This is a genomic window from Halorubrum depositum (assembly GCF_007671725.1).
GTDB classification, from domain to species: domain Archaea; phylum Halobacteriota; class Halobacteria; order Halobacteriales; family Haloferacaceae; genus Halorubrum; species Halorubrum depositum.
In genome coordinates, this window is the sequence record NZ_VCNM01000002.1 from 641432 (window position 1) to 654970 (window position 13539).

General features: G+C 69.5%; 14 protein-coding genes and 4 pseudogenes. 8 read left to right on the top strand and 10 right to left on the bottom strand.

Annotated features, from left to right (window positions below; translation table 11 throughout):
• Positions 1–16: 16 nt before the first annotated feature.
• From FGM06_RS10645 to aglM, 3 genes are all read right to left on the bottom strand, one after another.
• A complete protein-coding gene (locus tag FGM06_RS10645) occupies positions 17–346 on the bottom strand; it encodes a 2Fe-2S iron-sulfur cluster-binding protein (RefSeq protein ID WP_144799232.1) in 330 nt (109 codons plus the stop codon).
• Between the two features lie 6 nt (positions 347–352).
• Positions 353–1756, bottom strand: coding sequence for a selenium-binding protein SBP56-related protein (locus tag FGM06_RS10650; RefSeq protein ID WP_144799233.1), 1404 nt, complete (start codon positions 1754–1756; stop codon positions 353–355).
• Positions 1757–1950: 194 nt separating this feature from the next.
• Positions 1951–3279 carry a UDP-glucose 6-dehydrogenase AglM gene (aglM, locus tag FGM06_RS10655; RefSeq protein WP_144799234.1) on the bottom strand — a complete coding sequence of 443 codons (1329 nt, stop codon included), beginning with the start codon at positions 3277–3279 and terminating at the stop codon, positions 1951–1953.
• A 126-nt stretch (positions 3280–3405) separates the two neighbouring features.
• Here aglM and FGM06_RS10660 point away from each other — a divergent pair, with 126 nt between their 5' ends.
• From FGM06_RS10660 to FGM06_RS10670, 3 genes and pseudogenes are all read left to right on the top strand, one after another.
• Positions 3406–3990: a TIGR04206 family protein gene (locus tag FGM06_RS10660; protein ID WP_144799235.1), complete on the top strand. Its 585-nt coding sequence runs from the start codon at positions 3406–3408 to the stop codon at positions 3988–3990.
• An 80-nt stretch (positions 3991–4070) separates the two neighbouring features.
• Positions 4071–4214: pseudogene (locus tag FGM06_RS10665) on the top strand (ZIP family metal transporter); the annotation flags it as partial.
• A gap of 51 nt (positions 4215–4265) precedes the next feature.
• Positions 4266–4475: a hypothetical protein gene (locus FGM06_RS10670; protein WP_144799236.1), complete on the top strand. Its 210-nt coding sequence runs from the start codon at positions 4266–4268 to the stop codon at positions 4473–4475.
• A gap of 36 nt (positions 4476–4511) precedes the next feature.
• On the opposite strand, the pseudogene FGM06_RS10675 reads toward FGM06_RS10670, so the two are convergent.
• From FGM06_RS10675 to aroC, 3 genes and pseudogenes are all read right to left on the bottom strand, one after another.
• Positions 4512–4839, bottom strand: a pseudogene (locus tag FGM06_RS10675) (hypothetical protein).
• Positions 4836–5159, bottom strand: coding sequence for a MarR family transcriptional regulator (locus FGM06_RS10680; RefSeq protein ID WP_144799237.1), 324 nt, complete (start codon positions 5157–5159; stop codon positions 4836–4838). The pseudogene FGM06_RS10675 and the gene FGM06_RS10680 overlap by 4 nt, the downstream one beginning before the upstream one ends.
• Positions 5160–5269: 110 nt before the next feature.
• Positions 5270–6457 (bottom strand): chorismate synthase, encoded by a 1188-nt coding sequence (gene aroC, locus FGM06_RS10685; protein WP_144799238.1) that lies wholly within the window; start codon positions 6455–6457, stop codon positions 5270–5272.
• A 149-nt stretch (positions 6458–6606) separates the two neighbouring features.
• On the opposite strand from aroC, the gene FGM06_RS10690 reads away from it, so the two are divergent.
• The 4 genes from FGM06_RS10690 to FGM06_RS10705 all read left to right on the top strand — a co-directional run bounded on the left by FGM06_RS10690 (position 6607) and on the right by FGM06_RS10705 (position 9523).
• Positions 6607–6828 carry a hypothetical protein gene (locus FGM06_RS10690; protein ID WP_144799239.1) on the top strand — a complete coding sequence of 74 codons (222 nt, stop codon included), beginning with the start codon at positions 6607–6609 and terminating at the stop codon, positions 6826–6828.
• Between the two features lie 93 nt (positions 6829–6921).
• Complete coding sequence (locus tag FGM06_RS10695; protein ID WP_144799240.1) at positions 6922–7701, top strand: enoyl-CoA hydratase/isomerase family protein; 780 nt, start codon at positions 6922–6924, stop codon at positions 7699–7701.
• Positions 7702–7859: 158 nt separating this feature from the next.
• Positions 7860–8429, top strand: a complete 570-nt coding sequence (gene hpt, locus FGM06_RS10700; RefSeq protein WP_144799241.1) for a hypoxanthine/guanine phosphoribosyltransferase — start codon at positions 7860–7862, stop codon at positions 8427–8429.
• Positions 8430–8845: 416 nt separating this feature from the next.
• Positions 8846–9523, top strand: coding sequence for a type 1 glutamine amidotransferase domain-containing protein (locus FGM06_RS10705; RefSeq protein ID WP_144799242.1), 678 nt, complete (start codon positions 8846–8848; stop codon positions 9521–9523).
• Between the two features lie 27 nt (positions 9524–9550).
• Here FGM06_RS10705 and FGM06_RS10710 read toward each other — a convergent pair whose 3' ends face one another.
• The 4 genes and pseudogenes from FGM06_RS10710 to FGM06_RS10725 form a co-directional block, all read right to left on the bottom strand.
• Positions 9551–9835, bottom strand: a complete 285-nt coding sequence (locus tag FGM06_RS10710) for a transcriptional regulator (protein WP_144799243.1) — start codon at positions 9833–9835, stop codon at positions 9551–9553.
• 55 nt (positions 9836–9890) lie between these two features.
• A pseudogene (locus FGM06_RS10715) lies at positions 9891–10181 on the bottom strand (cupin domain-containing protein); the annotation flags it as partial.
• A gap of 88 nt (positions 10182–10269) precedes the next feature.
• On the bottom strand, positions 10270–10992 hold the full coding sequence (locus tag FGM06_RS10720; RefSeq protein ID WP_144799245.1) for an alpha/beta hydrolase: 723 nt from the start codon (positions 10990–10992) through the stop codon (positions 10270–10272).
• Positions 10989–12021: pseudogene (locus tag FGM06_RS10725) on the bottom strand (VOC family protein). Before FGM06_RS10725 ends, FGM06_RS10720 begins: the two are co-directional and overlap by 4 nt.
• Positions 12022–12252: 231 nt before the next feature.
• Here FGM06_RS10725 and FGM06_RS10730 point away from each other — a divergent pair.
• Complete coding sequence (locus tag FGM06_RS10730) at positions 12253–13536, top strand: RNA-guided endonuclease InsQ/TnpB family protein (RefSeq protein ID WP_144799246.1); 1284 nt, start codon at positions 12253–12255, stop codon at positions 13534–13536.
• Positions 13537–13539 lie beyond the last annotated feature (3 nt).

Consider the following 13539-nt stretch of genomic DNA (forward strand, 5'->3'; position numbering starts at 1 on the left):
CCCGTTCCGACCCCCCTCACTTCCAGGGAGTGCCGACGACCTCGGCTTGGATCTCGTGGCCGACCCGGAGTCGACAGTCGGACTCGGGCGCGGCGACGCAGAGGAGGACGTACCCGGCGTCGAGCGAGGACGGCTTCAGCGCTCGCGGCGACCGCCGGTGACGCACCTCACCCTCGAGCAGTTCCGCGGTGCAGGTGCCGCACGCCCCGTACAGACAGCCGTACGGAACGGCGACGTCGACCCGTTCCGCCGCGTCGGCGATCGTCTCGCCCTCCTCGACTCGGATCGTCACGGTCCGCCCGTTCGGGCGGACGAGTTCGACGGCGTGGGTCGTCGCGTCCGTCACGACCGATCACTGCCAGACGTCGCTCGTGCAGTCGCCGCCCGGCCAGCGGATCTCGTGTGCGCGTGCCGGTCCACCGGGGGCGTCGCCGAAGTCGACGAGGAACTCCTCGTCGAGTTCCAGCCGCCCCTCGTCGGGGTAGACGTCGGCTTTGAGCATCAGCGAGCCGTCCGCGGCGATCTCCGGGAAGAACTGGTTGTCCCACGAGGAGAACAGCGACGTCGTCCAGTAGAGCCGTTTGCCGTCCCGGGAGAGCTGGAGCATCTGCGGCGCGCCGCGGATCTCCTCGCCCTGCACCGTCTGCCGATCGCCGAAGAGGCCGCCGGCCCACACCCGATCGACCAGCCGCGGATTGCCGGCGTCGCTCACGTCGTACATCCGAACGTCGCCGTGGAGCCAGTTCGAGAAGAACAGGTACTGGTCGTCCAGCGACAGCAGGATGTCCGTGATGAGCGGCGGCACCGGCATCTCCCACTCCTCGTGTTCGCGCGGCTCCTCGTCGATGACCACGTCCCAGTCCCACGCACCGTCGCTCTCCTCGTAGAACCGGATGATGTTCGAGGAGAGCGCCGCGCCGACGTACCCCTGCGTCTCCTCGGGGTTGTGGCTCATCCGAACCTCGAGCGGGATCTGTCCCTGCTCGCCGAACTCGAGCGTCTGGATGTGCTCGCGGTCGTCCCACGACCAGACGTGGATGCTGTCGCCGTACTCGCCCGCCTCGACGTCGTCGAGGTCGAACCCCGGGTAGTAGGTGTTCGGCGCGGCCCACTCGCTCGATATCATGACGTCGTGGCGGGGCTGATACCAGTAGTCGTAGTTCAGCTCCATCTCGCCGCGGTCGGCCTCCCAGTGGCCGTCGATGCTGAAGTCCTCCTGGTCCAATTGGAGGAAGCCGCCGGGGAGCTCGCCGTTCGCGTCGCCGAGCATGCTGACGACGATCTTCCCGCCGGGGACGCAGTGGACCGTGTGCGGCGCGGACAGGTCGTGTTCGAACACCTCCTCCGGTTCGATGACCTTCACCAGCTCGGGGTCGCGCGGGTCCTCGGCGTCGATGACGTGAATGCGCGAGGAGCGTTGGCCCGGAACGACCAGATACTGTCGGGCGAGCCCCTCGGCGTGACACGACGACGAGCAGGCGTTCCAGCCGAAGTGGTGGAGCTCGTCCCCGTTGTTGGGCATCTCGACCGCGTCGATCAGTTCGCTGTAGGTGTCGGACGCGGGGTCGAGATCGACGACGCCGATCATGTCCGGCCCCTCCGCTTCCATGCCCACGCGCGGCGCCATCACGAACGCCGTCTCCTCGCGACCGCTCTCGGTCCGCATCGCGGCCGGCGTCGGATACCCCGGCCCCTCGACTTCGTGGTGTTCGTGTCCGCTCTGTTCCGCAGTACGACCGGGTTCGTCAGTGCTCATCCCGAGGCGCCACTACCGGTTCAACACTATTAATAATGTAGTATCAGTTACATTCTCGAAATACAGTTATTTATCAGTTCACACGTCGGTAACGACTGACAACGTCGGGGGCAGCAACGACTGACAACGTCGAGCGCAGCGACGGCTGGACGGTCACACCGCCTCGACTCGCTGCGCGTGAGTGATCGTCGCCGCTACCAAGTGAGCCCCTCGTACGTCAGGCCGTCGCGCCGCTCGATTATCCGCCGACCGTCGATCACGACGGGCTCGGCCATCGCGTCGAAGGCGTCGTCGAGCGCCGCGAACTCGTCCCAGTCGGTGACGACGAGCGCGGCGCTCGCCTCGTCGAGCGCCGCGGCCACGGAGTCCGCGTACTCGATACCGGGGAACAGCTCGCGCATGTTGTCGGCCGCGACCGGGTCGTATCCCACCACGTCGGCGCCGCGCTCCCGCAGTCCCTCGACGAGCGGAATCGCCCGGGAGTTCCGCACGTCGTCGGTGCCGGGTTTGAACGCGAGCCCGAGCACGGCGACGCGCTCGCCCGCGACGTCGACGTGGGCGTCGAGCAGTTCGAGCATGCGCTCCGGCTGGCCGTCGTTCACCGCGACCGCGGCGTCGAGGAGCAGGGGCTCGTAGCCCGCCTCGCGGGCCGCCGCCCTAATTGCATCGACGTCTTTGGGAAAACAACTCCCGCCCCATCCCACCCCCGAGCGCAGGAACTGCGCCCCGATCCGGTCGTCGAGGCCGACCGCGTCCATCACCTCGTAGGCGTCGATCCCGAACCGCTTGCAGACGTTCCCGAGGTCGTTCGCCAGCGAAATCTTCGACGCGAGGAACGCGTTGTTCGCGTACTTGATCATCACGGCGGTCTCGGGGTCGGTCCGGATCATCGGTACCTCCCCGTCGGTCGCGGCGAGCAGGGGCTCGTAGAGGGTCTCGAGTCGGTCGGTCGCCCAGTCGGAGTCGGTGCCGAAGACGAGCTTGTCCGGGTGCTGGAAGTCGTCGACGGCGGAGCCCTCGCGGAGGAACTCTGGGTTGGTCGCGAGCTCGACCCGGTCGGCCGCGTCGCCCGCGCCGGCGCGGAGCGCCTCGCGGACCTCGCGGACGCCCGGCGGCGTGATCGTGCTCTTGACGACGACGAGGTGGCGGTCGTCGTCGGTGGCCGACGAGGATCCGCCGTCGCCGTCGCTCGCTCCCGCCAGCGCCTCGCCGGTCATCTCGGCGGCGGCCGTGAGCGGGCCGAGGTCGATGCTCCCGTCCTCGCGCGAGGGGGTGCCGATCGCGAGGAACGTCACGTCGGCGTCGGGGACGCCGTCGTACTCGGTCGTCGCGCGGAGCCGGTCGCCCGCGTGCTCGGCCAAGAGGTCGTCGAGACCCGGTTCGTGAATCGCCGCGTGGCCGTCGTTCAGGGCGTCGACGACGTCCGGATCGATGTCGATCGCCGTGACGTCGTGACCCGCGTCCGCGAGGCAGGCCGCGAGGGTGGTTCCGACGTAGCCGCTGCCGACGACGGTGACTCGCATGCCGAAACGAGCGACCCCCGGCACAAAGAGCGTTGCGCGTCGCCCCACGGATACGCCCGTCGCGGCGGGACGAGCCGCCGCACCGGTCCCGGACGATTCTTCCCGCCGCGACTCCGAGACACGGGTATGTCCGAGGGGTCCTCGCGAGGGTTCGACGGAGACCGGTCCGACGCCGGACGCGCCGACGCCGATCGGTCCGCCGGCGATACGGCCGCCGACGCGCGCGGCCCGGTCGCGCGGATCGGGTGGATCCTCGTACTCGCGCTGCTCGCGGTCCCGATGGCCGTCATCCCGGCCGGCGGCGAGCTCACGGTCGTGAGCCTCTGGGGGTTCCTCAACGCGGCGGCGTCCGACTCCGGCGTCGGTCTCGGCGGGTACCCCGTGTGGGCGTACTTCCTCGACCAGTCGCGGCCGTTCGCGGCGCTCCCGGCGTCGATCCGCGCGTGGCCGCTCGCGGTCGGCTTCCACGTCCTCGCGGCGGCCAGCGCCGTCGCGGGCGCGACGCTCGGCCGCGAGGACCGCCGCGTCACCGGCGGGCTCCTCGTCCTGGCGGCGGCCGCGAGCCTGTGGGTCGCCGTCGGGCTCGCGACGCGGTTCGGCGTCGGGACCACGTCCGGGTTTCTCACCGTGCTCCCGGTCGGCGCGCTCGCGACGCTCGCGGTCGCCGTCGTCGCGTACGGGAGCGATCTGCGGGCGGTCGTCACCCAGTGAGGAGTGCGAGCGGCCGTCGCTCGGTGAGGAGTGCGAGCGGCCGTCGCCCGGTGAGGAGGGCGGACGGCCGGCCTCTTTCGGTCTCCGCCGGCTTCGGCGCGGGCGCGATGCTCGCGGTCGTCTTCCGAGAGCTAATTCCCTCCTCGCACGGCCACGCCGACGTCGCCACCGGGGCGTTCCTCCTCGGGTTCGTGCTCCCCGTCGTCGACGACGCCGTCGTGTGAGCCGCGCGGACCCGCGACAGTTTTTCGAGCCGCGACCTACATCGTCCGATCATGTCCACGACCGTGTCGACGCCGACGGCCGACCAGACGTGCGCCTACTGCGGCTCGCGCATCTTCGAGCACGACCCGATCTGCGTGCGCGACTGCGACGACGATTGCGGCTCGCCCGCCTACTTCTGTAACTACGCCTGCCTCTCGGCGCACGTCGACGAGGAGGACCTCACCGCGGGGAACGCCTGCGAGTGGTCGCCGGAGAGATGAAGCGGATCTAGATCAAGTCGTTCGATTCGAGCGTGGTCACCGAACACCCAGATAGCCCACGGTCGCCCTCGCAATCGTCTCTGTCGTTTCGTCGGTTAGCCGGCCCTCCTCGCCGTGGATGTCCGCGTGCCGGATCGTCACGACGGTCCACGGATTGACGTACGTTTCACGCGGAAGTCCACCGGCGACGAAATCCTCCGCCGTGAGCGGGATCGCGACCGACCGACGCGTCGTCGTCGCGGCGACGTAGACGGCCACCTCGTCCGCGAACGGATGCGTGTCGTCGTTTATGCGAACGTACGGCCGAAACGTTGTCCGCGAGCAGATCCGGCCCCTTGACCACCGCACCGCGTTCGGCGGTCACGCTTCGTCCCCGCCGTAGTAGTCGTCGGTCGTCGACGCTGAACTCGCCGCCTGTTGCGCGGCGAAGGATGCGAGCCGATCGTCCTCGGCGATCGCCCAATACCGCCCACGGTGACGGACCAGCCCGCGGTCCTCGAGTCGAGAGAGGACCGCGCCGACGCTCCCGCGTTTGATCCCCGTTCGCTGGTGAATCTCGGTCTGTGTGAACGCCTGGTCGTCGTGTTCGGCGAGGAACGCGAGGACGCGATACGGCTGCGTCCCGGGGGCAACGTCGAGTACGGCCTCCGGCTCTTTGTCGAACGCGTCGATACCGATCGGCATGTGTCATAGAATGTAATAATCTGTAATAAATATGACGGCGGAGTCACGGCTACACGAGTATGAGAACCTCAGTACCGTCGGAAAAGGGACCCCGAAATATCGTGCGTCCGTTACTCGTTATCCGGGCTGCTCGGGTGGTAGTCGGTGTCGTACTGACCCGGATCGTTGTCCACGCGGTCGGGGTTGATCCGGCCGGCGAGCAGCATGAAGTCGAGGACGGTGCAGTACAGCATCGCCTCAACGACGGGGACTGCCCGCGGCGGGAGGACGGGGTCGTGTCGGCCCACGACCTGCACCTCCTTCTCCTCGCCCGTCTCCCAGTCGGCGGAGCGCTGCTTCTTCGGGATCGAGGTGGGCGCGTGCCACGTCGCCTCGCCGTAGATCGGCTCGCCGGTCGTGATCCCGCCCTGGAGCCCGCCGTGGTCGTTGCCGACCGGAACCGGATCGCCCTCCTCGCTCTCGACGTGGTCGAACGACTCGCCGTCGTCGAACGTCCAGTCTTCGTTGCGCTCGCTGCCGGCGACGTCGACGGCGTCTTTGCCGAGCCCGAACTCGACGCCCGTGGTCGCCGGGATGGAGAACATCGCCCGGCCGAGCCGAGCGGGGAAGCCGTCGAAGCGGGGTGCCCCGAGCCCGCGGGGGACGCCGCGACACTCGAAGTAGATGGAGCCGCCGATGGAGTCGCCCTCCTCCTGGTACCGTTCGATCAGCTCCTGCATCTCGGCGGCCGCCTCGGGGTCGGCGCAGCGCACGTCGTTCGACTCGCTCTCCGCGAGGATCTGCTCGAAGCTCACGTCGTCGGCCGCGACGTCGCCGATGCGGTTGACGTGCGCCTTGATCTCGACGTCGTAGTCGGAGGCGTCGAGCACCTGCTCGGCGACCGCCCCCGCGGCGACCCAGTTCACCGTCTCGCGCGCGGAGGAGCGTCCGCCGCCGCCCCAGTTGCGCGTGCCGAACTTCGCGGAGTAGGTGTAGTCGCCGTGCGAGGGGCGCGGCGCCGTGACGTACGGCTCGTACTTCCCCGAGCGGGCGTCCTTGTTCTGGATCACCATGCCGATCGGCGTCCCGGTGGTGTAGCCGTCCTGCACGCCGGAGTTGACGACCACCTCGTCGGGCTCGCCCCGCGAGGTCGTGATCATCGACTGGCCCGGCTTGCGCCGGTCGAGCTGCGCCTGAATGGCTTCCTCGTCGAGCTCGACCCCCGCGGGGACGCCCGAGACCGTCACGCCCATCGCGTCGCCGTGGCTCTCTCCGTACGTCGTCACCTGGAAGAGCCGCCCGAACCGGTTCCCGTTCATACCCGACCGTACGGCCGAGGGCATATAGTGGTTGCAATCCGCGCTACGGCGCGCCGGGCGAGCGGCGGTCCCACTCGGAACTGGCGCCGTGCGGTCGCCGCCTCGCCGCGACCGAATGGCGTTTATAAGTCGACGCCGTTGGTGGGAGCGTGCGCGATCGTCTCACCTCCGACCTGGGCGTGTACGCCCTCTCGGGCCTGTTCTCGCTGGTCGTGTTCGCCGTGGCGCTGGGGATCCTCTCGCGGACGCTGCCGGACGGACTCGGCTCCCGGCAGCTGGTCGGGCTCGTGGTCGGCTACCTGCTGTTCATCGGCGCGTACACCTCCGCGTGGTTCATCTACAGCGAGATCGACAGCCGCGAGGAGATCTGACGTCGCCGGCGCGGCCTCGCGGTCGCCCCGCTCGACCGTCGGCGCGAGCGCCGCCTGCCGAACGGTTTTCACGCCGCCGCGCGAGGGGCCGGTATGACGTGGGACACCATCACGCTCGACGTCGACGCCGACAGCGACGTCGCGACGCTCACCGTCGACCGCCCGGAGCAGCTGAACGCGCTCACCGTCGACACGCTCGAAGCGATCGAGGAGGCGCTCGACGAGGCCGAGGCGGCGGGGGCCCGCGCGCTCGTCTTGGCCGGCGCGGGCGACGAGGCGTTCGTCGCGGGCGCGGACATCTCCTACATGGTGGAGCTGTCGACGCCGGAGGCACAGGCGTACGCCGAACTGGGTCACCGCGTCGCCGACGCGATCGAGTCGTTCCCGGCGCCGACGATCGCGGCGATCGACGGCTACGCGTTCGGCGGCGGCTGCGAGCTGGCGCTGGCATGCGACCTTCGCGTCGCCGCCGAGAGCGCCGTCCTCGGCCAGACCGAGATCGACCTCGGTATCGTCCCGGGATGGGGCGGCACCCAGCGGCTCTCCCGGCTCGTGGGCGACGAGACGGCCAAGCGGCTCGTCTTCCTCGGCGAGCGTATCGACGCCGCGGAGGCGGCCGAGGTCGGCTTCGTCGGCGAGGTCGTCGCGGACGACGCGTTCGACGACCGGATCGACGAGCTGGCGGGGGCGCTGGCCGCGAAGCCCGCCTTTGCGATGCGCGCCGCCAAGGAGGCGCTCAACGCGGTCCACGACGGCACTCAGACGGGCGGGCTCGCCTTGGAGCGCCGGGCGTGGTCCGGGCTGTTCGGTACCCACGACCAGCGCGAGGGGATGCGCGCGTTCTTAGAGAAACGCGAGCCGGAGTTCGAGTGACTGACGGGCCGGAGTGACTGACGGCCGGGGTGACTGACGGGCCGGAGTGACTGACGGCCGGGGTGAAGCCGCGCCCGGCACCGCTGCGACCCGTGCCACCGACGTCCACGGGATCGGGGGATCGCCACGCTTTATTAATCCGCCCGAGTACCGGCGACATGGACCAGTTGCGGCAGTCGCTCCTCGACGCGCCGATCATCGAGAAAGGCGGGTACCAGTACTTCGTCCACCCGATCAGCGACGGCGTCCCCATGCTCGAACCCGAGCTGCTCCGGGAGATAGTCATCCGGATCATCCGGAAGGCGGAGCTTGAGAACGTCGACAAGATCGTCACCCCCGCGGCGATGGGGATCCACATCTCCACCGCGCTCTCGTTGATGACCGACATCCCCCTCGTCGTCATCCGGAAGCGCCAGTACGGGCTCGACGGCGAGGTACCGCTGTTCCAGGAGACGGGCTACTCCGAGTCGGAGATGTACATCAACGACGTGGAGGAGGGCGACCGCGTCCTCGTGCTCGACGACGTGCTCTCGACCGGCGGCACGATGAAGGCGATCCTCGACGCGCTGACGAACGAGGTCGGCGCGGAGGTCGTCGACGTCGTCGCCGTGATCAAGAAGGCCGGCGACAACGAGCTCGACGGCACCGACTACAACGTGAAGACGCTGATCAGCGTCACCGTCGAGGACGGCGAGGTCGTGATCGTGGACGCGCAGGGCGACGAGTAATACTCGCGAGTCGGTTTTCCACTGGACTTCGTCGGTTGTCCGTAGCTCGCTGCGGTCGGTGACAGTGAGAACACCTCCAAAGCCCCAGCCGGGAGGCGGGCGCACGCTCGCTGCGCGCTTCAGTCGCTCGCGTTGCTCGCTCCCTCCAGTGCTTACGTCACCTGCGCCCGCCTCCCGGCTGCCCCTTTGAGTCCCACCCCGCACAGCAACCGCACCTCACGCCTCCCCAGCCTCGTCGACCGGCCTCCGCTTCGCTCGGGCCGGCCGACTCCCTCGCGCGTGCTCCTCGCAGCCTCCGGGCGCTCGGAGGCACGCGCCACCGCGCCACTAATCGTGGTTATAAACCCCGCGCCAGCCCCGGGTCGCTGCCGGGCGCGGGCGCCTTTTATGTCGCGGTCGTGAATGAAGGAGTACACATGAGCAGCGCGCTGTTCGTCGTGAGCGAGGAGGGGTACTGGGCCGAGGAGTGCATCGAGCCGCTGACGACGCTCGAGGCGGAGGGCGTCGACGTGACGATCGCGACGCCGTCGGGGTCGCCGCCGGTCGTCGACGAGCGGTCGCTCGATCCGGAGGCGGCGGGCGGCGAGGAGCGGGTCGCGGAGTTCCGAGAGGTCGACGAGGAGCACCCGGGACTCAACGATCCGGAGCCGATCGCGACGGTCGACGCCGACGGGTACGACGCGGTCGTCTTCCCCGGGGGTCACGGCACCGTCTGGGACGTGAATCAGGACCGGCACGCGCGCCAGCTCCTGCTGGACGCGGTCGCCGGCGACGACGGCGTCGCGCTCGTCGTCTGCCACGCGGTCGGCATCCTGGCGTTCACCCGCGAGGCCGACGGGACGCCCCTCGTGGAGGGCCGCTCCGTCACCGGCTTCCCGAACGAGTGGGAGGACGGGATCGTCGACGACGAGGACGTGATGCCGGACGGCCGGAAGCTCCCGTACTGGGTGGAAGACGAGGTCGTCCTCGCCGGCGCCGACTGGGACGCCGAACTCGACGCCGACACCAGCGTCACTGTCGACGGCGACCTGATAACCGCCCGCGGCCCGGGCTCCTCGGCGGCCGCGGCGGCGACGCTGCTGGACGAGCTGTAGGCCGTTTTTAATCGGAGAGGGCGCCGCTCACCGGATCACGAACGCCGGCTCCCCGATCCGTTCGCTCTTGCACTCCGGGCACCGCGACGGCTCGTTGACCGGGTCGTCGAAGCCGTCGAAGCCGCAGTCGCGGCACTCGGGCGGCGCGACGAGGAACCGCTCGTCGGCGCCGTCGTCGTCGACCGACCGCGAGACGTGCTCTAGGTGTTCGTACACGACCGGCGTCGGCAGCGACAGCGACTCGCCGAGGTCGCTCGCGGTCGCCGGCCCCTCGCGGAGCGCGTCGGCGATCCGCTGGCGCGTCGTCTCCATGGCGGGCGTTCGGGGGCGAGAGATAAAACGGCGACGGCGGCGTTCTCGCCCGCCCTCACTCCGCGGACCGCGACGCCAACACCACCAGCGCGACGCTGTCCTCGCGCGCGGTCGGCTCGACCGCGGACTCCCCCTCGAACCGGAGGATCTCCCCGGCCTCGACGCGGTGGGGGTCGCCGTCGAGCGCGACGTCGACAGCGCCCTCCAGCACGTGGAACAGCACGGTTCTGTCCGGGTGCTCGTGCTCGGGCACGACCTCGCCCGCCTCCAGCGACAGCCGGATCGTCTTCGGCTCCCGCCCGGGGAACGCGTCTGCGTGCGGCTCGCCGTCGAGATCGGCGATTCGGGCCCGGTCGGCAGAGGAGTCGTCGAGTTCGACCATAAACTCGGGATCCGTCGCGACCGCTATGTGCGGTGTCGCGAACACGTTCGGCTCACTCCGACGTCGCGTCCGCGTCGCCCGGGAGCAACGCCGCGATCCGGTCGGCTATCCGCGCCGTCGTCGCGTCCGAGAGGCCGTGGCCATCCCCCTCGTCGATCCGGAGGTCGACCCCGGCGCCGCCGCGTCGGAAGACGTCGGCGGTCGCGCGGACGCGCTCGACCGGGACGTACGGGTCGCCCGCGCTGCTGTCGAGCGCGACCGGCGTGCCGGCGAGCGGACCCGGATCCGGCTCCCCCTCGTCGTCCCCGTCCGCGCCCCCGGCGACCGCCCGGTGCGCGAGGTCCTCGCCCGGCAGCGCCGCGGAGACGACGAACGCGCCGCCGTAGCGCCGCGGGCGCCGCCGGAGGAACTCGCTCACGACGCTCCCGCCCTGCGAGACGCCGACGAGGACGACCCGATCCCGACCGATCCCGACCTCGCCGGCGACCCGGCAGGCGGCGGCGACGCAGTCGACGGCCGAGGTGAGCGCCGGCTCGTTGGCGGCGACGGGCGCGTCGTGGCCGGCGGGGTACCAGTTCGACCGGACCGCGCCCGGCGCGAGGAAGGTCGTCCCCGGACGGTAGAACTCGTCGGCGAGCCGGACGAGCCCCTCGGGGGTGCCGCCGCGGCCGTGGACGAGCACGACCGCGACCTCGGCCGCGGCGGCCGGGGCGCCCCCGGTGACCAGCGTCGCGTCCGCGTGCGGGCCCTCGACTCCCGGAAGCGACCGACTCATCGCTCGGGGGCGTCGTCGGCGCCGGCGGCCTCTCTGCCGACCTCGAACGCGGGCAGCTGATTCTCGATCAGCTCTCGGTCGCCCTCGAACCGCGGCGGGAGGTACAGCTCGCTCGCGTGCCCGGTCGGCTCGGGGTCGACGAGCCCCGGTCCCGCGGGGCCGTCCGGGGTCGGTGACGCCGGTCGCGAGTTCGACGAGGAGGCCGCCGGGACCGCGCACGTACAGCGAGTGGAAGAAGTGCCGATCCTTCACGCGGGAGACGTCGTAACCGCGGTCGCGGAACAGCGCGTGCCACTCCAGGAGCGCCTCGCGGTCGGGGACGCGCACCGCGGCGTGGTGGAGCGTCCCCGGTCCCTCCCGGAGGTAGGCCGCGTCGCGGTCCAGCAGGTCGACGACGGTCGCGCGGTCGCCCGGCGCGCGGTACCGGATTCGGTCCTCGGTCTCCGCCTCGTACTCGAAGCCGAGCGTGTCGAGGACGCTCGCGGTCCCGTACGGGTCCGCCGGGAGCGCGGTGACGCCGTAGAGCCCGCGGGTCGCGGCCGACTGGGGTACCGGATCGGCGCCCAGTCGATCGCTCTCTCCGGCCTTCCCGACCTCCCCGGCCGCGTCGACCCACGGCTCCCCGGGCGCGTCGCTCTCGACGAGTTCGACCCGCGTGCCCGCCGGGTCGCTGACCGCGAGTAAGTCGTCGCCGAAGCGGTCCCCGTCGCCCTCGATCGGGACGTCCCGCTCGGCGAGCCGCTCGCGCCAGTAGCCGAGCGAGCCGGGCGGCACCGCGAAGGCGACCGCCTCGTAACCGGGCTTCCCGGTCCGGCCGGGGTCGGCGTGCGGGTCCGGGAAGACGGTGAAGACGGAGCCTGGCGATCCGGTCGCGTCGCCGAAGTAGAGGTGGTACTGGAGGACGTCCTCGTAGTTCACCGTGCGGCGCAGCAGCCGGAGGCCGAGCGTCTCCCCGTAGAACCCGGCGGCGGCCCCCGCGTCGCCGACGATCCCCGTGACGTGGTGGAGCCCGGGGCTGTCAGACAGCATGCCCTCACGGTGGAGCGCGCGGCGCAAACCGGTGTCGGTCGGTGTCGGGCCGCGACCGTGACGCCTCAGCATAATACAAGGTGGAGCCTCCGACCTCAAGGAGCGAGCAGAGCGAGCGAGTAGGTCGGAGAGGAAACCGACACAGCACTGTACCACCCACGTTCAATGGTCGTCTGACTCCTCACTGAATCGTTACTAATATAAAAACAAGAGTATACATCTGAAGTACGGATGGAGGTCCGCCGCACCGTCCCTGTCAGGCTTAATGTGGCCGACAGCGACGCCGAGCTCCTCCACGAAACCATCTCCGAGTTCCTGTGGGCCGCCAACTACGTCGTCGACCACGCCTGGCAAGGCGAGTATAAAACGACGAGCAAAGCCCAACTCCAACGTGAAACCTACGACAGCGTGCGGGCTGAGACACGGTTACAAGCGAATCTCGTCCAGAACGCTCGCAACAAGGCCGCCGACGCCGTCCAGAGCGTCGTCGCCCGCTGGAAACAGGGTGACTACGCAGGGAAGCCGCACTTCACTGCCTCAACTCTCGTCTACGACAAGCGGTGTGCGACGTTCAACGACGACCACGCGACGCTCGCAACCCTCGACGGCCGCATTACCGCCGAGTACGTCCTTCCCGACGAAAACCGCGAGACGCCCCACTCGGAGTACCTGTTCAACGACGATTACGAAGTGACGGGTGCGGAACTCCACTACCGCGACGGCGAGTTCTACCTTCACGTCCGCACAAAGGCGGACGTAGAGTTCGAGACTGCCGACGACGGCACCGCCGAGCACAGCACAGTCCTCGGCGTTGACCTCGGCATCGAAAACGTCGCCGTCACCTCAACGGGGACATTCTGGAACGGCTCGGAATTGAATCACTGGCATCGCGAGTTCGAGAAGCGACGCGGATCGCTCCAACAGCGTGGGACGCGGGCCGCCCACGAAACCATCCAGTCGGTTGGACGCACCGAGACGGGGCGCTACGACCACTTCTTCCACACCGTCTCGAAAGAACTCGTCGCAGAAGCCGTCGAACACGACTGTCACGTGATCGCGTTCGAAAACCTGACCGGAATTCGTGAACGGATGCCGAACGCCAAGAAATTCCACGCGTGGGCGTTCCGACGCCTGTTCGAGTACGTCGAGTACAAAGCCGAAGTCGTCGGCATCTCGGTCAAGCAGGTGAGTCCCGCCTACACCTCCCAGCGGTGTTCCAAGTGCGGGTTCACTCATGAGAACAACCGCCCGACCGCAGACGGACAGGACGTGTTTGAGTGTCTCAAGTGCGGATACTCACCGCACGCAGACTACAACGCGGCGAAGAATATCGGCCTGAAGCATCTCCGCTCGGCGCAAACGTCGGCGGGCGGAGGCGCACCCGTAAACGTGCGCTTGAATCGTGGGACGTTGAACGTGAACGGTGATTACGAGCCTGCCAGCAATGGCCAGAACGGGAGTCCACGCGAAAGCCCCGCCCTCAACGAAGCGAACGGCGAAGCCGTGAGCGAGTAGGGT